Source organism: Haloferax sulfurifontis ATCC BAA-897 (assembly GCF_000337835.1).
GTDB classification, from domain to species: Archaea; Halobacteriota; Halobacteria; order Halobacteriales; family Haloferacaceae; genus Haloferax; species Haloferax denitrificans.
Genome location: NZ_AOLM01000007.1, coordinates 45,081 through 63,013, shown reverse-complemented (window position 1 = coordinate 63,013; position 17,933 = coordinate 45,081). Strand labels below are relative to the sequence as shown.

27 protein-coding genes are annotated in these 17,933 nt (G+C 63.5%); 4 read left to right on the top strand and 23 right to left on the bottom strand.

What is annotated here, in order from left to right; genetic code table 11:
- Window positions 1-209 precede the first annotated feature (209 nt).
- From C441_RS04485 to C441_RS04400, 21 genes are all read right to left on the bottom strand, one after another.
- A complete protein-coding gene (locus tag C441_RS04485; protein ID WP_007274014.1) occupies window positions 210-503 on the bottom strand; it encodes a hypothetical protein in 294 nt (97 codons plus the stop codon).
- On the bottom strand, window positions 500-898 hold the full coding sequence (locus tag C441_RS04480) for a hypothetical protein (RefSeq protein WP_007274013.1): 399 nt from the start codon (window positions 896-898) through the stop codon (window positions 500-502). Before C441_RS04480 ends, C441_RS04485 begins: the two co-directional genes overlap by 4 nt.
- Window positions 899-1,117: 219 nt before the next feature.
- On the bottom strand, window positions 1,118-1,321 hold the full coding sequence (locus C441_RS04475; RefSeq protein ID WP_007274012.1) for a hypothetical protein: 204 nt from the start codon (window positions 1,319-1,321) through the stop codon (window positions 1,118-1,120).
- Between the two features lie 203 nt (window positions 1,322-1,524).
- Window positions 1,525-1,845, bottom strand: coding sequence for a hypothetical protein (locus C441_RS19480; RefSeq protein WP_152420702.1), 321 nt, complete (start codon window positions 1,843-1,845; stop codon window positions 1,525-1,527).
- Entirely contained in the window at window positions 1,842-2,342 is a 501-nt protein-coding gene (locus C441_RS04470; protein ID WP_007274011.1) for a DUF1643 domain-containing protein, read from the bottom strand. The genes C441_RS19480 and C441_RS04470 overlap by 4 nt, the downstream gene beginning before the upstream one ends.
- Window positions 2,335-2,511 carry a hypothetical protein gene (locus C441_RS19700; protein ID WP_161618815.1) on the bottom strand — a complete coding sequence of 59 codons (177 nt, stop codon included), beginning with the start codon at window positions 2,509-2,511 and terminating at the stop codon, window positions 2,335-2,337. The genes C441_RS04470 and C441_RS19700 overlap by 8 nt, the downstream gene beginning before the upstream one ends.
- On the bottom strand, window positions 2,508-2,789 hold the full coding sequence (locus tag C441_RS04465; protein ID WP_007274010.1) for a hypothetical protein: 282 nt from the start codon (window positions 2,787-2,789) through the stop codon (window positions 2,508-2,510). Before C441_RS04465 ends, C441_RS19700 begins: the two co-directional genes overlap by 4 nt.
- A complete protein-coding gene (locus tag C441_RS04460) occupies window positions 2,786-3,307 on the bottom strand; it encodes a hypothetical protein (protein WP_007274009.1) in 522 nt (173 codons plus the stop codon). The genes C441_RS04465 and C441_RS04460 overlap by 4 nt, the downstream gene beginning before the upstream one ends.
- Window positions 3,308-3,440: 133 nt before the next feature.
- Window positions 3,441-4,028, bottom strand: coding sequence for a hypothetical protein (locus C441_RS04455; RefSeq protein ID WP_007274008.1), 588 nt, complete (start codon window positions 4,026-4,028; stop codon window positions 3,441-3,443).
- Between the two features lie 2 nt (window positions 4,029-4,030).
- Complete coding sequence (locus C441_RS04450; RefSeq protein ID WP_007274007.1) at window positions 4,031-4,306, bottom strand: hypothetical protein; 276 nt, start codon at window positions 4,304-4,306, stop codon at window positions 4,031-4,033.
- A 1-nt stretch (window position 4,307) separates the two neighbouring features.
- On the bottom strand, window positions 4,308-4,685 hold the full coding sequence (locus tag C441_RS04445) for a hypothetical protein (protein ID WP_007274006.1): 378 nt from the start codon (window positions 4,683-4,685) through the stop codon (window positions 4,308-4,310).
- Window positions 4,685-5,137 (bottom strand): hypothetical protein, encoded by a 453-nt coding sequence (locus C441_RS04440; protein WP_007274005.1) that lies wholly within the window; start codon window positions 5,135-5,137, stop codon window positions 4,685-4,687. Before C441_RS04440 ends, C441_RS04445 begins: the two co-directional genes overlap by 1 nt.
- 1 nt (window position 5,138) lies before the next feature.
- A complete protein-coding gene (locus C441_RS19695) occupies window positions 5,139-5,285 on the bottom strand; it encodes a hypothetical protein (protein WP_161618814.1) in 147 nt (48 codons plus the stop codon).
- Window positions 5,282-5,605 carry a hypothetical protein gene (locus C441_RS04435; RefSeq protein WP_007274004.1) on the bottom strand — a complete coding sequence of 108 codons (324 nt, stop codon included), beginning with the start codon at window positions 5,603-5,605 and terminating at the stop codon, window positions 5,282-5,284. The genes C441_RS19695 and C441_RS04435 overlap by 4 nt, the downstream gene beginning before the upstream one ends.
- Window positions 5,602-6,099: a hypothetical protein gene (locus C441_RS19475; RefSeq protein WP_007274003.1), complete on the bottom strand. Its 498-nt coding sequence runs from the start codon at window positions 6,097-6,099 to the stop codon at window positions 5,602-5,604. The genes C441_RS04435 and C441_RS19475 overlap by 4 nt, the downstream gene beginning before the upstream one ends.
- On the bottom strand, window positions 6,096-6,908 hold the full coding sequence (locus C441_RS04425) for a hypothetical protein (RefSeq protein ID WP_152420701.1): 813 nt from the start codon (window positions 6,906-6,908) through the stop codon (window positions 6,096-6,098). The genes C441_RS19475 and C441_RS04425 overlap by 4 nt, the downstream gene beginning before the upstream one ends.
- Before the next feature lie 167 nt (window positions 6,909-7,075).
- Entirely contained in the window at window positions 7,076-8,794 is a 1,719-nt protein-coding gene (locus C441_RS04420) for an ATP-binding protein (RefSeq protein WP_007274001.1), read from the bottom strand.
- Window positions 8,791-9,048, bottom strand: coding sequence for a hypothetical protein (locus C441_RS04415; protein ID WP_152420700.1), 258 nt, complete (start codon window positions 9,046-9,048; stop codon window positions 8,791-8,793). The genes C441_RS04420 and C441_RS04415 overlap by 4 nt, the downstream gene beginning before the upstream one ends.
- Entirely contained in the window at window positions 9,035-9,448 is a 414-nt protein-coding gene (locus tag C441_RS04410; RefSeq protein WP_049920435.1) for a CopG family ribbon-helix-helix protein, read from the bottom strand. The genes C441_RS04415 and C441_RS04410 overlap by 14 nt, the downstream gene beginning before the upstream one ends.
- Window positions 9,438-9,890: a hypothetical protein gene (locus C441_RS04405; RefSeq protein WP_007273998.1), complete on the bottom strand. Its 453-nt coding sequence runs from the start codon at window positions 9,888-9,890 to the stop codon at window positions 9,438-9,440. The genes C441_RS04410 and C441_RS04405 overlap by 11 nt, the downstream gene beginning before the upstream one ends.
- 70 nt (window positions 9,891-9,960) lie before the next feature.
- Window positions 9,961-10,533, bottom strand: a complete 573-nt coding sequence (locus C441_RS04400; RefSeq protein ID WP_007273997.1) for a hypothetical protein — start codon at window positions 10,531-10,533, stop codon at window positions 9,961-9,963.
- 351 nt (window positions 10,534-10,884) lie between these two features.
- Between C441_RS04400 and C441_RS04395 the strand changes: the two genes are divergently transcribed.
- On the top strand, window positions 10,885-11,133 hold the full coding sequence (locus C441_RS04395) for a FaeA/PapI family transcriptional regulator (RefSeq protein WP_007273996.1): 249 nt from the start codon (window positions 10,885-10,887) through the stop codon (window positions 11,131-11,133).
- Between the two features lie 396 nt (window positions 11,134-11,529).
- On the opposite strand, the gene C441_RS18945 is transcribed toward C441_RS04395, so the two are convergent.
- Together C441_RS18945 and C441_RS04390 are read right to left on the bottom strand one after the other, a co-directional pair.
- Entirely contained in the window at window positions 11,530-12,087 is a 558-nt protein-coding gene (locus C441_RS18945) for an HNH endonuclease (protein ID WP_083874888.1), read from the bottom strand.
- A gap of 149 nt (window positions 12,088-12,236) precedes the next feature.
- Window positions 12,237-12,446 carry a hypothetical protein gene (locus C441_RS04390; protein ID WP_007273995.1) on the bottom strand — a complete coding sequence of 70 codons (210 nt, stop codon included), beginning with the start codon at window positions 12,444-12,446 and terminating at the stop codon, window positions 12,237-12,239.
- Between the two features lie 138 nt (window positions 12,447-12,584).
- On the opposite strand from C441_RS04390, the gene C441_RS04385 reads away from it, so the two are divergent.
- The 3 genes from C441_RS04385 to C441_RS04375 all read left to right on the top strand — a co-directional run bounded on the left by C441_RS04385 (window position 12,585) and on the right by C441_RS04375 (window position 17,848).
- Window positions 12,585-12,872 carry a hypothetical protein gene (locus tag C441_RS04385; protein WP_049920434.1) on the top strand — a complete coding sequence of 96 codons (288 nt, stop codon included), beginning with the start codon at window positions 12,585-12,587 and terminating at the stop codon, window positions 12,870-12,872.
- 492 nt (window positions 12,873-13,364) lie between these two features.
- Window positions 13,365-16,544, top strand: a complete 3,180-nt coding sequence (locus tag C441_RS04380; protein ID WP_007273993.1) for a hypothetical protein — start codon at window positions 13,365-13,367, stop codon at window positions 16,542-16,544.
- Window positions 16,541-17,848: a hypothetical protein gene (locus C441_RS04375; protein ID WP_152420698.1), complete on the top strand. Its 1,308-nt coding sequence runs from the start codon at window positions 16,541-16,543 to the stop codon at window positions 17,846-17,848. The genes C441_RS04380 and C441_RS04375 overlap by 4 nt, the downstream gene beginning before the upstream one ends.
- Window positions 17,849-17,933 lie beyond the last annotated feature (85 nt).

Here is a 17,933-nt window from a genome sequence, read left to right as displayed (position 1 = left end):
GCTTTCTCCAAAGCCGACGGCGGACGAATCACGTTCAGGCGTGGGCGCGTCCGTCGTCGGGAAGCCCGTCGGAAGGAATCGAACCCTCCAGCGCACCAGCACGGGCGTCGTCTACTACTTCGAGGTCACGTCTTCGTACTTAAACCGTAGCCCCGAGCGAAGACACGGTGGGAGCCTATGTCAATGTCCGCGAAATCGGGCTCCGGGCCTCACTCCCGGAGGTTGTCGGGCGGCTCTTTGTCGTGCGCCCGGTAGACTTCGAGCGCCTCGGCGTCCGACTCGGCGTTCACGAGGTCGTCGGCGAAGGCGCTCAGTTGCACCGTCACCGGCCGCCCGTCGTCGCCGCGACGGACGTTGACGATACCAGCCGCCTCCAGCGACTCAACCGTCTCGCGAGCGCTCGTCTCGAACGGCCCCATCTCGTTTTTGAGGGTCGTCATCGTCACCCACCCGCCGTCCTCGTCGAAGAACGCGAACGGCGAGTCGTTGTCTTGCGATGTCATTCGACCATCACATCCTCGCCCGCGACGTGCGACAGGTACGCTTCGAGTTCCGCCGGCGCGCTCCCCGTCTGCTCGACGGTCCCGTGGATGACCCGGAAGAAGTAGCGTTCGTACGCCGGGAGCGGTTCGAGGCGTTCGGCCGCGACCGACCCGCCGGTCCCGAGCACGTCGTAGAGGACCTCCTCGAACTCGTCGCTTGGTGTCTCGCCTGCGTGGTCGCCATCCTCGTTGTCTGTCGAGAGCCACATCCCGTGGCCCCCGTTACGGTCGTAGATGCAGACCTGCGTGTCCTCGTCGAGGACCGCCCAAAACGAGAACAGCGGGTCGCCACCGCCGTCGGTCCCGTAGCTGTAGAACCGCCACGCGACCGGCTTGGCGTAGTCGAGGATGGTCACGCGTCGACACCCCGCGACTGCATCTCGATGAGAACGCCGAACCGGAAGTCGCACGCCGAGCAGAACGGGCGGGTTGTCTCGCCCGGTTGGCGCGGCGACCGCGCCCGACACTCCGGGCATCGCCACGCGGTCACAGCGACCCCCCGCCGGCGATTGCGAGCCGGATTATAACCACGGTCGCGATTAGGACGAACCCTGCGGTGAACATATTGGCGAGCGTCACTCGCCCTCACCCCCAATACGTTCGATTTCGCGCGAACCGAGGACCATGCCGAGCGCCCACGAGGTCAGGTAGTCGTCGAATCCTGGGACGTGCCGAAGTCTCTGGTGACGCATCCGAAGTCGGAAGATGGTGCGCCCGACCTTGAACTTCCACCACGGGCATGTCGCGGGGCCGACGAACCACGTCTTGTCCTCAGACATCGGTCGCCACCCCCATGTGCCACCGCGGGAAGTACCGCCACTTCCTGTACGTTCCGACGCCGACACTTCGCCCGTCGCCCCACCGGTCCGGTGCGCGTTCCGAAGAGCACGACCGGCAGGTGTGGAACAACCAGAACTCGTAGGGGAGTTCTTCGACGGACTTCCCGCAGTTCGTACAGGCGCGATTGGGTCGTGCCTCCAATTTAACACACCTCCGAAAACGAAGTGAGTGATTGCTGGCCCGTTGGCGCTTCGACACCATTGAGATAAACGTCAACGGGCAGAGATTTCCCCATTTCAGCCCAGAAGTAATCCCACCATGTTGCAGGACTAACTCGAACAGCCCCCGGAGAATCTGCGAGCGGCTGGTAAATCGTCGCAACGTGTGCGGCAGACAGCGCCGAATCAACTCTAGAGTTAATCTGTGCCAGATGTCGGTAGCGCGCTTTCCGGCGCTCACGCAACGACACCACTTCGGAACCGCTCTTGTGCTCAATTGCGGATGCGGATTCATCGTCGGTCACAGTTGACCACCGTCCCAGTTCGTCAGCTCGGCATCTGCTGGTTGGTAGAGCGGGTGGGCCGGGTGGCCGGCCTTGGTCGTGTCGAGCGCGTAGAGGTCGCGGTCGTCGAGCAGGTCGGCGACCAACGCGGCGCGGTCGCGAAGCGATCCCTTGGCCCCCCACGCGACGACAACCCGCTCGGCGCTGTCGCACACGTCCTGCAGGTGCGCGTCGTTCTCCGGCCCGACCGGGTCGGCGTGGCCGGCCAGCGCGTCCGGGTCCGTGCTTCGGAGCGCGAACAGGTTCGCGACGGTGAGCGACCCGAAGCCCCACTCCTTCGCGAAGCCGAGACAGCGTCGAATCGTCGGGTCGTCGTCGGTCGCGTCGGCCGTCGATGGGTTGAGCATCACGAACGCGACCGTCGGCTTGTCGGCGTCCCACGTCCGCGAGAGCCGGTAGCGGTACGTCCCGTCGTCGGAGAGAACCGCGTCAGAGCGGTCGTCGACGAACTCAGGCATCGACCATCACTTCCTCGCGGACGTCGGCCTTGCTCAGCACGTCCATCTTGACGGCTTCCTTGGTGTCGTCGTGGACGCAGTAGAGCGTCGGTGGGAGTTCGAACGCCCCCACGCACGTGTCGTTCGTCGCCGTCTGGGTGCCGCATCGCGGGCACTCGTAGAGGGTCATCGCTTCTCCTCCAGTCGGTACCCGAACGCCTCCGCCAGCCCAAACAGGACCTCAGTTGCCGCCTTCGGCGAGAGGTTCGTCAGCTCACGGTGGCGCTCGGAAACCGCCTCGCCGTCACCGTCGAGCGTCGCGAAGCGGACGTTCTCTTTTCGAAACACCCGGATGCGCTTCATGTCACCGTTTGGGTGTTTGCGGACGCAACGCTCAACTCGGACGCCCATCTGCTCCTCGTCCCACGACTCTTCGACGAGTCGGTCGCCCTCCTCGTAGAGCGTCATTCGGACCACACCCGCGACTCGGCGGCCGGGATGGCCTCGAATCTGAGTTCCAGCACGCCCGCGCTGTAGAGATGCGTTCCGTCCTCTTCCGTTTCGACGTAGTATTTTCGACTGCCGTCGTCCTCCTCGCAAAGCCGGTACTTGATGCGGTACTCCGACTTTCCGAGCGGGACGCCACCGGCCGCGTGTGGCTCCTCGGCCTCCCGAACGATGTCGCCGGCCTCGTACTCCCAGTCGCTTGTCGCGTCCTCGATAGCGGCCTTTTCGAGCTTGTCGTAGAGCGAATCGGCGGCCTTCGCGCTGTCGTACGCGCCCGAGTCCGAAAACTCACCGCGCACCACTTCGACCGCGTCGAGCAGGTCGCCGAACCTCTCGTCGGTCAGGCGACTGACCGTCATGTCGGTCTTCGTCCCGAGGTCGTGGCCCGACTCGACGATGGCCTGCAAGAGTGCTAACCGCTCGTCGCGGTCGATACTGGTGAGCGTGAGTTCGTGTTCCTCCCCCGGTTCGGCGTTCATCGCTCACCACCACACACGGGGCACACGTCCGGGTGTTCTCCGTCGCTATTCGGGTCCGTGTGGACGTGAGTGCAACCGAAGTATATCGCCATGACGTCGTCCTGTTTCTCGATTGTGCTCGTCTTCGAACCCATCACGCGCTCGCCTCCTTGAGCGCCTCAGACCCACACTCCGGGCACGCTCCGTTGGGGCCATCGAGGTCCGACCCGTGGTTCTCGGTGTCACACTCCGCGCAGACGTAGTCGTTGTCGATACCGGGGAACGGCTTCCGCCACGAGAGTGGCGTGCAGTTGAACTCGCCACGGTGGTCATCGCCGCAGATGTCGCAGTCCTCGACCCATCCGGCCGGAGGCATCCACTCGGCACCGCAACAGTCGAGCACGCCGCCGAAGAGTTCCATCCGTGCGTCTTCGCCCGACTCTTCCGACTCGTGGGTCTGGTAGCAGACCGGGCAGTCGGCCTGCCAGTACGAGTCGACGAGGCTCTCTTTCTGCCCCTGTCCGACGAACTTCTTGATGGTAACGCGCTCAAGGCGGAACACGCCCTCGGTGGTCGCGACAGGCTCTCGTTTCCCGAAACAGTCGTCGGCGACGCACTGCGGGTGTGCGAACTTGTCGCTGGGGTATTTGAAGTGACCTTCTTCGAGGTAGTCGACTTCTTCACCGCAGTAGCGGCACTCGACGACTTCGCTCTCGATGCCGGATTCGGTGTTCGAAGCCATCGTCAGATGACCTCCACGTCGTCGCTCTCGATGTCCACGACCTCGATGTCGTGGTCGGCCACGTCGATGTAGAACTCGTCCTCCAGCTCGTATGCGACTGCCTTAGTGACCGCTTCGGGTTTCGTCCGACTGTCGCCCGCGCCGATGCGGGCGTCGAACGTCTCGACGACAGGGTTGTAGCCGCGAACGACCGCCGGTTGGTCGATGTTCACGACGTTGTAGACCTCCAGTCGCTCGCCGTCGCGAACGACGGTGTAGGTGTCGTTGAGCGTCTGCATCTCAGAGCACCACCGGGAGTTCGACCGTCGCGACGCGGACCATGCGCTCGGCCGGGACGCCGATGCGGTCGGCGGCGTCTTTCTTCAGTCGGTCGATACCGCGGTGCGCCGACGACGTGCCGACGACGACGCTCTGTTCGGTCTCGGCGTCGTAGAAGACGACCTTGTAGTCCGTGTCGTCGATGACCTCGTTCTCGTCGTACTCCGGCCGCTCGACGGTCGCGACGTGGACGACCTCGGATACCGCGACGCCGATGCGGGCGGCCGCGGTCGTCGTCGCCTCGGTCGGGTCTTGGTGCGACTCCGAGACTTGCACCGACGAGTCAGTCTCCGGGTGGTACAGCACGTGCTGGTACGTTTTCGTGGTTGCGCGTTGCATCAGTAGACCCCCGTGAAGTTGAGTACCTCTGCCGTCAGCGATTGGTCTGCCTTGTACCGGGCCGCCGATAGCGCGCTGTCGAACTCCATCGAGATGACGCCCTCCTTCTGCCGCAGTCGCTCCTCAAACCTCTGCTCAACCGCGCTATCACCGAGTTCCTTGGTTATCTCGTTGATGACGTACTTCGCCGCGGCGTCGCATCCACGTGACGCGGCAACGTTCACGCCGTCGTAGAACGCCGAGTCGGCGACCGACTCGATTTTTTCCAGCACCTCGCCGAGGAGCTGTTCTTGCTCCTTTTCAGAGTAGTCGCAGTCGGCGAGGTCGAAGCCAACGTATTGGAGCGCAGAGTCGCGAGAGTCGTGTGCATCGCGCATCGTTGAGTTCTTCACGAGTTCCGAGAACTCGGGCTGTTCAACTTCGATGTCGTCGTCGTGGTTCGTCTCTTGCATCTCAGTAGTCCTCCGGAAGCGCCCGCCGGGCGTTCTCCAGTTCCGCAATCGCGTGTTGAATCGCTCCGTGCTTTTCTTCGACCGTCAGGTCGCCGTAGCCGGCCAGCATCGACTTCGCGGCCGCAACCGCGCTGTTGTCGTCGCTCATGCCGACCGGCCTCCTGCGAACTGCGAGAGTCCGGTCTGCGTCCCCGCGTTCTCCGGCGATGGCTCCCGCGCCGGCCGCGTCCCATCCCACGAGAGTTTCAGGAACGCGTCGCAGTCCCAGTTGTTGCACGGGCCGAACGACGGCGAGTACGTCTCCGGGTCCGGTGTCAGAATCTTGACCGTCGACGACTCCCCGCACTCGGGGCACACGACCGTCGTGCGCTCGTTGAACGGTATCTCGATAGTCGCATCCGCGCGGCTCTCGCGACGGATGCGCGTCAGCTCGCGGTTGTCGGTCGCGAGTTGCTTCGGGTCGCTCATTCGTCGCTCCCCTCCCCGTCGTCGACGCCGAAGTGGTCGCGAAGCCAGCCGTCGAGCGGGAGCGTCCGGCTCTCCCAGTAGTAGTAGTTGCTCTCCGTGATGTGGCCGATTTCCTTCAGCGTCTCGGCGTTGGCGTCCACCGAGGTCTCTACGTCGTGGTCTCTGAGCGCCTTCGCGTAGCCCGCCGCGTAGGCTTCCAGCAGGCCCTCACGCACCGCGTCCAGCTTCGCTTCGTACTCGTCGTACGCGTCGGGCGTGCCGAGCGGTTCGCCGATTTCGAAGCCCTGTGCGAAGCCGTGGCCGTCGTCGTAGAACTCGACTTCGACTTCGACGCCGTTGCCGTAGAGCCGCCTCGCGCGGTCAGTCGCCTGCTGGAGGAGGTCGCCGTGGTCGGTTTCGGTGACCCACTCGGTGACGCTGTCGAGACTCGCGATGCGGCCGTTCTCTTTGAGCGTGATGGTCCCCCGAATCGGGAACGGGTTGTCGACGCTCATTCGTCTGCCTCCTCGTTGAACTGCCCGGCGACCCAGAACGTCAGGCCGCCGTCGCTCTGGATGCGCAGAATCGAACTGTGAGACGACACCATGTCGATGGTCACCTGTGCGTCGGGTGAGATGCACGAGACCACGCCCGCGAGCGTGTCTTCGTCGTAGGTGCCGCTCACGCGCTCACCTCGGGTGTGTGCTTGAACCGGCCAGTCGTGGACCCATCCGGCACCGTGGTCCTCGGACTTCGGGATGAGCGCTTCGTCGCCGATGGTCAGGCGGACCTTTCCGACCGATCCGCCGAGGACCGCACCGACCGCGCTCTTGAAGTCTGCCGCCGCGAGTTCGGCCCGACCGTCCCACTCGTCGATGTCGGGGACGTCGGCCCACGTCTGGGAGAACTGTGGGTCTTCGAGCGCGATGTAGCCCATGAGGTTGCCGCCGATGCGCTTAGCCTCTGTCTCGCCGTCGTCGAATCGGAGAGTGACGTCCCCGGTCTGGTCAGACATCATGGCCGTCAGTGGCAAGTCCGTTGGGTCGACGGCGAACGCGGGTTCTGTCGTCAGCCCACCGTACTCGACGGTGTCGAACGTCGTCTCCACGACGACCGTGTTCGCGGGGTTCGCCACCCGAGCACGGATGGCATCAGGTTCGACGTGCAGGACGACGCCCGTCGACGGCACTTCTGCGAGCGCTTTCGCCTTGCCTGCGTAGTCTCTGACTGGGACTGTCGCTTTCGTCCAGCCACCGAGGTCGATTGTCGTTCCGTTCTGGTTGCATTCTCGTTCCGCTTTCTGTTGGGGTTGTTGCTGTGGCATAGTTGTGCCTTGTCGACCCCGGACGGACACGGTCAGGCGTGGGCGCGTCCGGTGGTCGTTACTGAAACTGTGGTTCGTCATCCCATTTAAATGACTGCGTGCCGACGGGTCCGACGAGTCCGCCGCTCGAACACCCGAGCGGGCCGTACTCGCGGGATGGGGGACGTTCAAAACTCCTCCATGAGCTTCTGCGCGCGCTCCCGGCGCTGGTTGCGCGCTTTGATGTCGGCGATGCCCGACCTGTTGAGGTCGATGACCGCCGGTCGCTTCGAGACCTTCGTGACGATGCCGTGGGCTTGGAGCGACGACGACGCCTTGCTCACGTGCCCGGTCGTCGAGACGCCGAGGTACTCCGCGATAGTCTCGTAGTCGAGCGGTTCCCCGGCGTCGACGATGGCCGCGACGACGCCCGTGACGTATCGCTTCGACGTGTTCGAAGCCTCGATGGCGGCGTCGATGGCGGCGCGCACGTCCGGGTCTTCGAGCAGGGCGCGGTCGTCGTCCGGGACCGTGACGCCCGCCGACTGCTCGCGAAGGCGCTCGACTTCCGATTCCAGGTCGGCGACGCGCTCGTTGCGGTCTTCGAGGCGCTCGCGAAGCTTGGCGTCGGCGTCGCCGGTGTCGATGCCGAGCGCGTCGTTCATCCGCCCGACCGCCTCGCGAAGTTCGTCCATGTTCTCGACCGCGCGCTCGTACTCTTCGAGGTCCGCCACGCGCGCTTCGAGGTCCGCCTTCGCCGACCGCGTCTCGCGGAGGTCCTCGCGAAGGCGCTCGGCCTCCTGCTCCAACTCGGCGATGCGGCGGTTCTTCTCCTCGCGGATTTCTTCGACCTTCTCCTCGATGGCGACCGTCCCGCTGTCGCCGTCACCCGCGGCGGCCAACAGCGCCTGCGAGAACTGGTCTGCCATGTCGCTCATGTCCCGCGCTTGCTGGAGTTCGTCGCGGAGGTCGTCGATGGTCGACTCCCGCGCTTCGAGCTGGTCTTCGAGTTGTGCGACGCGGTCGCGGCGCTTCGCCTCGCGCTCGGAGATTGCTTCGAGTTCGTCGACGAGGTCCGCCGAGACCGCTTTGAGTTCCGGTCGCTCGAAGTCACCGAGGTCCGGCGTCGCGCCAGCGTCGTACGTCCGCTTCCGGCGAATCTGGACGCGTTGGAGGTCCTCGCCGAGGAAGTCGGCTTGAACGAACGCCTCACCGTCGGCGAGGTCCTCAACCGCATCGGCGGCGTCGGACCCGACGACGCGCCGGACGACTTTGGTGTCGTTGTCCCACGTGAGCCGATGCCAGACCAGCCAGTCGCACTGGGTGATGAAGTCCTTCTTGACGTCAGCGGGGCGCTGAGAGATGCCGACGAGACCGAGGCCGTGCTTCCGGCCCCGCTTCCCGATTTTGATGAGCATCTTCCCCACGTCGCCGAGGCCACCCTTCTCCGGGATGTACTCGTGGACTTCCTCAACCAGCATCAGGAACGGTCGCTTCAGCTTCTTCTCCATCGCGAACAAGTTCGACGCGACCTCGCGAACGAGCGCGTTCGCCTCTGACTCGTCGAGGTAGCCCGAGACGTCGAGGATGATGGGGATGTTCTGTTCGAGCGCGAGCGACGCGATTTTCTCCGCGTGCTCGGGGCCGACCTGCAGGTCGCACTCGCTGTCCGCGCCGACGTGGAGCACTTCGAACTCTTCCTTCAGACCCCAGTATTCACCATCGGTATCCACGATGAGTACCGGGTAGTCGCCGGCGAGCAGTTCTTCCACGACGACCGACGCCGTGTTCGACTTGCCCGACCCCGACTTCCCCGTGATGAACCCGCGGCCGGTCAGGACCTCCACGACTGGCAGGCTGACCTCGCCGGCGCTGTCGAGTGGAAACGTTGGGGTTGCGTCCGTCATCGCTCGCCCCTCCGGCGCTTCATGGCCGCTTCGAGCGCCGCCCACGTGTGGTCCTCGCGGCGGTAGTGCGCCGACGTCTTCTGCTCGGACCAGTCGTCGCGATGCTTCTCGCAGATGGGACAGCGGACTGTCTCGACCGACTGACGGTGTTCGGTCACGACTCGCGTGTACTCGCGGTCGACCGACCGAGCCCGGCCGGATGACCACGCGCTCGCGGCCAGACTCGTCTGCACGCCCGCGTTAGACATCGACATGAACGACCTCCCCGCCACACTCCGGACAGCGGTTGGTCCCGAGGAGCCGGTCGAACGAGGTCCACCGACGGACGCCGAAGTTCGTCGTCGACTTGGCCGCCATGAACGAACAGTCGTGCGGGTAGTCCTCGCACTGGACCATCCGCGAGTTGAAGACCGACGCGACGGCGGTCCCCCCGTCGGCCAGCATCTCCGAATCGTCGTTCGAGGACCCGAACTTCTCGGCGATCTCCTCGTCGGTCGCCTGCCAGTCCTGGTCGTCGACGAACGTCTCGACCGCCTCGCGGACCGCCTGACTCCGGTTGTCGAACTCGTCGCTCTCCTCAACGACGTCGTCGAGTTTGTCGAGCATCTCCTCGGGAAGGCGGAACGTGATGCGCTCCATCGCGTCACGCACCATGGCCCACCCCCGCGCGGTAGGCGCGAAGCGTCGCGCCCTCGAGATGCGATTCAATCCACACCGCCAGCGTCTGTAGTGGGAGCACCTGCGACCCGGTCGCTTCGAGGAGCGGCACCGGTTCGTCGTCGACGAGGACACGGACGACCATCGCCTCCTCGCCCCCGGTGACGACCCACCAGTCGAAGTGCCGGTCGGTCTCGTCGGTCGCGACCACGTGGATGACGCGGTCGCCGGTGTCGGCCTTACTCTCGTCGGTGACGTCTTCGCTCTTGGCGAACTGCAGGTCACCGGCGGGCGAGACGGCCCGCGACCCACAGTCAGGACACTGGCCGCCGTGGTGCCCCGAACCGAGGAACGCGTATCGCGACCCGCACCCGTAGCAGGTGATGGCCGGACCGGTCGGTTCGAAGTGCTTAGTCGATGTCGTGTCGTGTACCGTCATTGGTGTTTCTCGCAGGTGTTGGTGGTCGTAGTGGTCGTGAAGCGATTCAGAGGCGTGGACGCGGAGGCCATCAGATGCCCTCCAGTGACGTCTGGCGGCTACTGTGGTCGCGACGTCCGCCGGTGAGCGACGCCGAAACGACGACCCTCGTGACGCACGACCGCGGGACCCACTCCTCGTCGAACGACGTGTCGAGCACGTCGCGCGTCGAGATGTGAGCGTTGACCGCCTGGATTTGGTCGCTGAGCGCGTCGACGTCGGCGTCGGTCTGGCAGAACCGGGCCTCTGCTCGGTGGTCGACGAGCTTGTTGCGGTTTCGAATCATGCGCTCGACCTCGCGAGCGCACGCGCCATCGCGAAGCAGGTACGCGCCGTCGTCGGTCCCGCTACCGGTCGTGGCCGCGATTCGGCAGATTACCCCCGTAGACGTGCCGAGGTCGCGCGCCTTCCGATTCGATAGCTCGATACCGACCGCGCCACCGGCTGAGATGACTTCCCAGAGCCGGCGCGCCGGTGCCGGCTGTGACCGCCATACGGACACGAAATCGCGGACGCTCGCGCACTCGCGTACGTGCGTTGCGTTCGGAACGACCGTCCCGGAACTCAGTTCAGTGGCCGAGCGGTCGCGGTTCGAGTTCGGCATCTCTGCGCTCACTCGTTGTCCCTCTCGTCCGGCCGTTCACGCGTCGCGCCGCCGTTCGCGTGGAAGTACATCGGCTTGCCGCCGACGATTTGTGCAGTCCATTTGTCCGACGACCCAACGCCGGACGGTGACGAACCATTGTTCATAGTTTCTCTCGACGCGGCCCGCGGTGGGAGCCATTCAGGCGTGGGACTTCCGAGCCGGGCCGCGTCAAATTACAATAGCGTTGTAGTTTACCATAAGTGTTCCGCAAAAACTGACTTTCAGACAGTCATTACCGTACTCTGAACGTCATTCGCTGTCCTCAAAAATTAGCCGGGATTTATCTTAGCGGTTCGCTTTATCGAAACCATGAGTGACGGTCAAGGACACAATGACTACTCCAACACAACCTCCACCACCCGCTCGAACCGTAGTTACGAAGACGACGAGTTCCTCACCGCCGTCGAAATGTACGCGCCTGCCAGCACGCGCGAGGTCGCCGACGAGGTCGGGTGCACCTTCCGGACAGCTCGCACTCGCCTCGAGCGACTCGAAGCGGCCGAACGGATCAGACGAAAAGACTTCGACCAACTGACCGTGTGGCTCGCCACCGAGTAACGTAGCTTTCTTCTCAGACAGTATCTCCGCTCGATGAGTAATCGCAGAGCGACGCGGTTAGCAAATACTGCCGGCTTTTCGACCGTGCCCCCAAATTTTGGTACCAAGCCGTTTCATTTGGGGGTTCGCAAATCGCCAGACGGCAGGGGGTTCTTGGACCATTTGGACGATTTGGTAGCAAAATTCTGGAGCAAGGGCTGTAGACCCGAGCGGGTGCGAGCGGGGGCGGGCATGTGCAGGCGGGCGTCCGCACACATACCCCTCTAGATTTTTGCTACCAAATCGTCCAAATGGTCCAAAGGGTCCACTACGTCTTGCGATTACTTGCCCCCAAAGAAATCGGCCTTGGTACCAAAATTTGGGGGCACGAGGAAAAGAATCGGAAAAGATTGCCAGCTACGCCGAATCGGAGAGTTCGAAGTCGTCGATCTCCTCAGAAGCTCGCTGGATGTGAACGCCGACCGACTGATTCAGCTCCGGGGTGTAGGTGCTGAAGCTAACTACGTAGTCGGTGCCAGTTTTGTACGCGGTTTTGAACACACCACGAGCCTCGGTGAGAGTCCGTGGAAGACCGATTTCAGATTCCGTGGACATGGCGAACTCTCGAACTTGTTCATAGGAGACATTCAGATTGAACCGTAGCTCAGCGTTTGGTTTTCCTCTGTGGACGATGGCGTATCCTTCGTTTTCAACAATTTCGCCTGAATTGATTGCGTTACAGTACGCGACGATGATTTGGTCTAGAGCAGTCGTCGGTTTCGGTGATGGGTCCGCATCTGCGATTTGAGAGAAGACGTCGTCGTTGTAGAGTTTCTCAACAGCAGAATGACAATTTGCACACAGGGTTTCCAGATTGTCTTCGGTGTCGGTCCCTCCGTACCTCTGTGGGACTACGCGGTGTTGTTCTAACACGTTCGGATTGCTTTCAGCGCAAATGAAGCACTTGCTTGCCATCTCAATTGGTTCTTTTTGTTGGACGTTATTATACTGTCACCAAATGGGCCAAATGTTAGGGCTGGGAATGCGACGCTCGCGCTATCGGCGGTGGGTTCGAGAAAAAGTGGTCGGTGGTCGCCAGTTCAACGGGGACCGTTGGCTCTCTGTTACTGTTCGTCGTCGAGGTCGTCAGCCTGAGCTGGCTGTACGCCCCCGGCGATGGACTCGTGGATGCTCGACTGCATCACATCGCTGAGGACCAACCCGAGTGAGACGTAGTGCCGAACTACCTCGGGGTCTTGGAGGGCGGCTGGAGCGCCCTCTTCCATTCGTTCAAATGTGTCTTCATCGAAAGCGACCCTAACCTGATGACTCATACGGGGTGGAAGTGGTGTGGGTCTACCATTAAGGCCGTTGGTTTAATCACATACTGTGTTTGTTAGTGTATAGCATATTATATTCGGACTGACAGTCCAATGCGAAGTTATAAGTTATCTTGCTATAGCATTACCCATATGGCAGAGGCAGAACCCGCGACGCTATACATGAAGTCTCCCGAGAGAGACTTGTTCAATAGCATGCGCGGTGACGTGAGCCAGTCGATGTTCCTTCTCGGCCTGCTCTCGGTACTGGACGACGAGCAGATCGAACAGGCCAGACTGGTCTCCAAAAGCTACTCGTACGAGGCTTTGCTTTTGAACGCGGCTGAAAGCAGAGGTCTCGTTGACGAAATTGCTAAGTACGAACGAGTGCGTCCGCTGATAAGTGCAGATGGCGGTCGGACTGTGGAGACCGAGGACTAAGGAGCGTTGAAGGTATGAGGAAACGAATAGCCGGGACCTGTGTTACAGCCGAACCGTTTGAAGCGGTTCGAACGGGTCTTGAGAGAACTCAAGCAGGTCACCAGCCTCGCTTTCACGAACTGTTGGGTCAGTTCGTGTTCGCCGCGATTGCACGTCGCGACGAGACGCGCCCACGCCTGAATGTGGCTCGTCAACTGAGTGTTGGTGGTCGGGGTACTAAAATGTTGACTTCGCTCTTTGCCCAAATTCCGGGTTATGAACCGGGTAAAGACGCAGAATTCACTTTTAGAAGTCGATTAATGCACCTCGAACGTCCCTCAATGTACATTTCGTGCATTCGGGGGGAGCCTGCCCCACCACAGGCACCTGAAACCGCGTGCAAGCGGCGGATGGTGTCGCCAGAAGCTACGTGAACCACACGGATACTCAAACGACGCGGAAGGCACAGCAGGCTGAGTACGATACCGAGTGCGGTGTCGGGGTGACTGAGTCGTGAGCGACGACTACGTCGACCTCGGGCTCACGACGACGGACGTTCGCGAACACTACTCGCGCGTCCGTCGCGTGTACGACGCGCTCGCGAGCATCGACGCCTCGGAAGGCTTCGCGGAAGCGACCGGCGAGGACGGCTACCCGACGCTCGGGTCGAACGACGCGGGCGGCTGGTACGTCAAGCGCGACAACGACGACCTGGATTCGCTCGAACAGGGCTTCGACCGCATCGGCCACGCGGCGACGTTCGCGAACGATTTCGACACGCTCGCCGGCCGGGTCGACCGCTGTCTCTACGCGCTGACGAGCTACAAGGACCCGACCGGCCTTCGCGAAGTCCCGTGCTACTACGACCGCGAGAACTCCGAAACCGTCTGGGACGGCCGGAAGCCGACGCCCATCGAAAAGGACCTCCGCGGCGTCATGGCGTGGGGCGACATCGACCTCGTTGACGAGCTGAAGCCGAAGCGCGGCGACCTCGACGGCGAGACGCAGGCGGTCGTCGAGGAGACTATCGCGGCGTACGTCGACGAGTTCGAAACGCTGTACGGATTCGACGATGCCGTCTTTGCACTCGACTCGGTCGGTGGCCTCTACATCATGGGAGCGCCGGCGGCGACGCTCCCCATCGCAGAGGCGTTCCACGGCGACGATGACGCCATCGAGCGCATCATGCAGGCGTTCATCACGCGCTCGAACGACTGGCTATCGGGCGCGCAAGAGCGCGTCGAAGAGCGCGTCGACGGCGCGGCAGAGGTCATCGACCCGGACTGGGTGAACAACCACAACCGGAAGTTCAAGGCCCCGCTGTCGGTCCACTCGAAACACGACGCGGTCGTGACGCCCATCGACACCGACGACCCGTCGTACGACCTGACGACGTTCGATGCCGTCGACGAGGACCTCATCGACGCGGCCGCCGCGTGGTCCGCGGACCTCACGGCGACCGAGTACACGTCGTGCATCAAATCGCTCGTTGAGGAACTGTGGCCCGACTACAGCGCCGAGTACGACGACTGGAAGGCGGCGCTGAAGGCGTGGGTCGAAGACGAGCGCGAGGAAGAACAGCGTGCGCAGGCGGCGCGTGAACGCGCTCGCGAGAACCGCCCGGACCCGTCGGAACTCGCGCTGACGACGGACGTTCGCGACATCTACGACGCACTCGACCGGCTCGACGCGGAGTCAGTCGCCGAGCGGACCATCGTTCACCAGTGGACCGACCAAGCGTCGGGAAAAACCGACAATTCCAGTAGCGGCAAGCGTGCGTTCATCCCGATTTGGGGGCGGAACTCCAACGGGTCGGCGACGTACATCGACCTCGAAAAGGGAACGTTCGTCGATACCGGCGACGGGAACAAGCACGGAACGGCCGTTGAGATGGCGCTCATCGCCGAGGAGAACTGGACGAAAGGCGACATCGCCAAAGGCTCCGATTGGGCGACGGGCGTCGACCACCTGCGCGGCCTCGGGTTCAGCATCCCGGTGTGGATACCGGAAGCGGGGTCCGAGAAACGCGACGGCGAGGAAGCGTACGAGACGATGCCGTTTTGGGCGGTCCGGCAGGCGGCGGTCGCGCTCGGCGTGCTCCCCGAGGACGCGTTTGTCCGCAAGCAGGGCGACGACGGGCGCTCGTTCAAGGCGTTCCCCGGAGCGACGACGTACAACCGTGCGCTCGCCGCACTCGAAGACGAGGGGTTCGACCACGGTCGCGAGTACATGACCGACGACGGCGAGCGGCCGCCGGAGACCGACCTGTGGGGCGACGAGGAACTGGAGGCACCCGACGCCTCGGACGCGTCCGACACCACGGAGACGGCCGACACGGCGGCCTCCAACGACTCGAACGCCGCCGACGACACCGAAGCCGACACCGAAGCCGAAGACGCGGACGGCGGCGAACTCCACGAAACGACGAACACGACCCCGCCGGCAACGCCGGGGAGCAAGCCACCGGGCGAGAAGGTCGTCGCCGGCGCGGCGATAGACTACTCGGACGGCGGCTACGGCTACTGGAAGACGACGCAGGACGGCGACACGTACTACGAGGAGGTCACGAACTTCGAACTCGAAGCGCGGTCGTTCCTGCGCGCCGAGCGCGGTAACGAAATTCTCGTCCAGCTCACCGTCTGGCCGCGCGGGCCGGAGCCGGCGTACGAGCTGACGTGTTCGATGGACGTGTTCAACGACGTGCGGCGCTTCCGCGACACGGTCGTCCTCGGTCGGACGACGACGTTCGACGGCAGTCAGTCGGACCTCAACGAAGTGCGCAAGGTGGTGGGCCTGCAGGAAGCGCCCGAGCGCGACGGCACGCACCACATGGGCCTGCACCGCGACGAGTTCGTGACGCCGAACGGCGTCCTGCGCCACGACGGGTGGACGGACGACCCGACGCACGTCTACCAAGAGCGAAAAATCGACGTCGAGCGCGCGTGGTCGCTGTCGCCCGACAAGCACACCGAGTACGACCCCGCCGAGGTCGTGGACATGCTCGAACTGGTCCACAAGACGCGACACCACGAGCGCCTGCTTCCGGTCCTCGGGTGGTTCTACTCCGCGCCGCTCCGGCCGTTCATCCAAGACGAGGAAGGCCAGTTCAACCACATGCACATCCGCGGCGGGACGGGCGCGGGGAAGTCGTCGACAGTCGAGACGCTGACGCAGATGTTCGGCATGGACGGGTCGGGCAAGAAGGTCGACTCGACGACGTTCACGCTGATGGCCGCGATGGCGTCCTCGAACGCGGTTCCCATCTGGTTCGACGAGTACAAGCCGGGCGACATCGCCGACTACCGGCTCGACGCGTTCCAGAACCTGCTTCGCCTCAACACGAAGTGGGAGTACGACACTCGCGGGAACGCCGACAAGTCGACCGAGGAGTACCACCTGCGAGCGCCTATCGTCATCACGGGCGAGCAGGCCATTCAGGGAAGCGCCGAGGAGCGCCGGTCGATTCAGGTCGCCTTCCGCGACGACGTGAAAGGCGCGGGCAACCAGATGAACCGCGCGTTCGCCGAACTCGCCGGTCTCGACTGGGACGAGTCCGAAGACCCCGACGCGAAGACGCACCACTTCGAAGGGCTCGACCTCTCCCAACACGCGCTGGCGTTCTACCGGTTCGCGCTGTCGATGCCGTTCGACGATCTCCGCGAAACGTGGCGCGAATCGCGCGAGCCGGCATGAACGAGCTTGACGACCTACCGCGGCAGGGCCTCCAGACTATCCACTTCGGGATGACCGTCTTCCGCGGCTTCGCGAAGATGATGCTCGCGGAACTTGACGACGGTCGCGAACTCTCGGACCTGGATATGCCGACGCGGACCGACGTTGACGAGGCTATCCTGTACGCCGCCGAGGAGATGGGCGGTGCGGGCGGTCGCGAGTCGCACCTTGACCAGTTCATCGGCCTCGCGCAGCGCGCGGCGCGTGCGGGCTACCTCGAACAGGAGACGCACTTCAAGTTCGTTCACGAGGACAAGGCGTCGGCGGAACTCCGCTTGAACCTCAACCAGTCGTTCGACGAGGTCTCGAAGTACGTCAAAGACCACGACCTGAGTTCCGAGGACTTCCTGAACCGGGCGAAGGACTACCGCGACCGGATGAAAGAGCAGGTCGAGCAGGGCGACGGCTACATGGTGACCCACTCGCAGTACACCGCGGGCATCGGGAACGCCTGCGGCATCCACGTCGCGAGCGCCGCGGAGCAGTTAGAAGACTTCTCGAAGGCGGCATGGACCGGCGACGAAGAAGACGCCGCGACCGACGAGTCGGCCGACGCCGAAGACAGCGAACCGGCCGCCGTGCTGGCGTCGCCGTCGAAAGGCATCGGCAACGCGACCGTTCGCGTGGACGAGATACTGGAGCCGCCGGAGTGGATGCAGGGCAAGGGCCACATCAAAGACGACGCCGGGAACATCGTCCCGTACGAGTGCGAGGGCACGGACCCGCTCGGCGAGGCCGGCGTCGAAGAAGGCGACACCGTCCGCCTGCGCAACATCAAGTTCCGCGAGACTGCGGAGGGCATGACGGCCGTTCTCTCGGGCATCACGGAAGTCGAAGTGAAGACGCGGAGTCCCGACCAGACCGGCCTCGACTCGCAGGAGACGGTCGCTGACGGTGGGGAGGACCAGACCGAGGACGCCGATGAGGCGTCCAACACCAACGGTGGGGACGGTGACGACACCAACGACGAACAGGTGGCGAACGAACGTGACGACGCCAACGGGGGTGACAGCGACGACGACGACGACGGCGGCGATGGCGACGACGGCGATGGCGATAGGATGACCCCGCGGCAAGCGGCGCGCCACGCGGCCGACGCGCTCCCGGTCGACGAAGTGGTGGACGTCGCGGAAGCGGCGAACGCGGTCGTCGACGCGTTCGACGACAAGGAACTTGGTCCGGCGATTCAGCTCCTCGACGAGGCGGCGTCGAAGTACGGTTTCGTCGAGAAACTTGACGGGGGTGGGTACCGCCGCATCGACTGACGCATCAGAAAGCACTCGACGTGCGAAAATGGGCGCTCGAAGTGCTACAATAGCCTTCCGTACGCGAATATTTAAGTCCCTGACT

What these genes read in the sequence shown, in the direction of transcription:
- C441_RS18945 (WP_083874888.1), bottom strand. Translation starts at nt 12,087, where the DNA reads ATGGCAAGCAAGTGCTTCATTTGCGCTGAAAGCAATCCGAACGTGTTA.
- C441_RS04460 (WP_007274009.1), bottom strand. Translation starts at nt 3,307, where the DNA reads ATGAACGCCGAACCGGGGGAGGAACACGAACTCACGCTCACCAGTATC.
- C441_RS04445 (WP_007274006.1), bottom strand. Translation starts at nt 4,685, where the DNA reads ATGCAACGCGCAACCACGAAAACGTACCAGCACGTGCTGTACCACCCG.
- C441_RS04405 (WP_007273998.1), bottom strand. Translation starts at nt 9,890, where the DNA reads ATGACGGTACACGACACGACATCGACTAAGCACTTCGAACCGACCGGT.
- C441_RS04425 (WP_152420701.1), bottom strand. Translation starts at nt 6,908, where the DNA reads ATGCCACAGCAACAACCCCAACAGAAAGCGGAACGAGAATGCAACCAG.
- C441_RS04485 (WP_007274014.1), bottom strand. Translation starts at nt 503, where the DNA reads ATGACATCGCAAGACAACGACTCGCCGTTCGCGTTCTTCGACGAGGAC.
- C441_RS19475 (WP_007274003.1), bottom strand. Translation starts at nt 6,099, where the DNA reads ATGAGCGTCGACAACCCGTTCCCGATTCGGGGGACCATCACGCTCAAA.
- C441_RS04440 (WP_007274005.1), bottom strand. Translation starts at nt 5,137, where the DNA reads ATGCAAGAGACGAACCACGACGACGACATCGAAGTTGAACAGCCCGAG.
- C441_RS04455 (WP_007274008.1), bottom strand. Translation starts at nt 4,028, where the DNA reads ATGGCTTCGAACACCGAATCCGGCATCGAGAGCGAAGTCGTCGAGTGC.
- C441_RS04395 (WP_007273996.1), top strand. Translation starts at nt 10,885, where the DNA reads ATGAGTGACGGTCAAGGACACAATGACTACTCCAACACAACCTCCACC.
- C441_RS04415 (WP_152420700.1), bottom strand. Translation starts at nt 9,048, where the DNA reads ATGTCGATGTCTAACGCGGGCGTGCAGACGAGTCTGGCCGCGAGCGCG.
- C441_RS19695 (WP_161618814.1), bottom strand. Translation starts at nt 5,285, where the DNA reads ATGAGCGACGACAACAGCGCGGTTGCGGCCGCGAAGTCGATGCTGGCC.
- C441_RS04465 (WP_007274010.1), bottom strand. Translation starts at nt 2,789, where the DNA reads ATGACGCTCTACGAGGAGGGCGACCGACTCGTCGAAGAGTCGTGGGAC.
- C441_RS04450 (WP_007274007.1), bottom strand. Translation starts at nt 4,306, where the DNA reads ATGCAGACGCTCAACGACACCTACACCGTCGTTCGCGACGGCGAGCGA.
- C441_RS04410 (WP_049920435.1), bottom strand. Translation starts at nt 9,448, where the DNA reads ATGGTGCGTGACGCGATGGAGCGCATCACGTTCCGCCTTCCCGAGGAG.
- C441_RS04420 (WP_007274001.1), bottom strand. Translation starts at nt 8,794, where the DNA reads ATGACGGACGCAACCCCAACGTTTCCACTCGACAGCGCCGGCGAGGTC.
- C441_RS04400 (WP_007273997.1), bottom strand. Translation starts at nt 10,533, where the DNA reads ATGCCGAACTCGAACCGCGACCGCTCGGCCACTGAACTGAGTTCCGGG.
- C441_RS04390 (WP_007273995.1), bottom strand. Translation starts at nt 12,446, where the DNA reads ATGAGTCATCAGGTTAGGGTCGCTTTCGATGAAGACACATTTGAACGA.
- C441_RS19700 (WP_161618815.1), bottom strand. Translation starts at nt 2,511, where the DNA reads ATGACCCTCTACGAGTGCCCGCGATGCGGCACCCAGACGGCGACGAAC.
- C441_RS04470 (WP_007274011.1), bottom strand. Translation starts at nt 2,342, where the DNA reads ATGCCTGAGTTCGTCGACGACCGCTCTGACGCGGTTCTCTCCGACGAC.
- C441_RS04435 (WP_007274004.1), bottom strand. Translation starts at nt 5,605, where the DNA reads ATGAGCGACCCGAAGCAACTCGCGACCGACAACCGCGAGCTGACGCGC.
- C441_RS04385 (WP_049920434.1), top strand. Translation starts at nt 12,585, where the DNA reads ATGGCAGAGGCAGAACCCGCGACGCTATACATGAAGTCTCCCGAGAGA.
- C441_RS04475 (WP_007274012.1), bottom strand. Translation starts at nt 1,321, where the DNA reads ATGTCTGAGGACAAGACGTGGTTCGTCGGCCCCGCGACATGCCCGTGG.
- C441_RS04375 (WP_152420698.1), top strand. Translation starts at nt 16,541, where the DNA reads ATGAACGAGCTTGACGACCTACCGCGGCAGGGCCTCCAGACTATCCAC.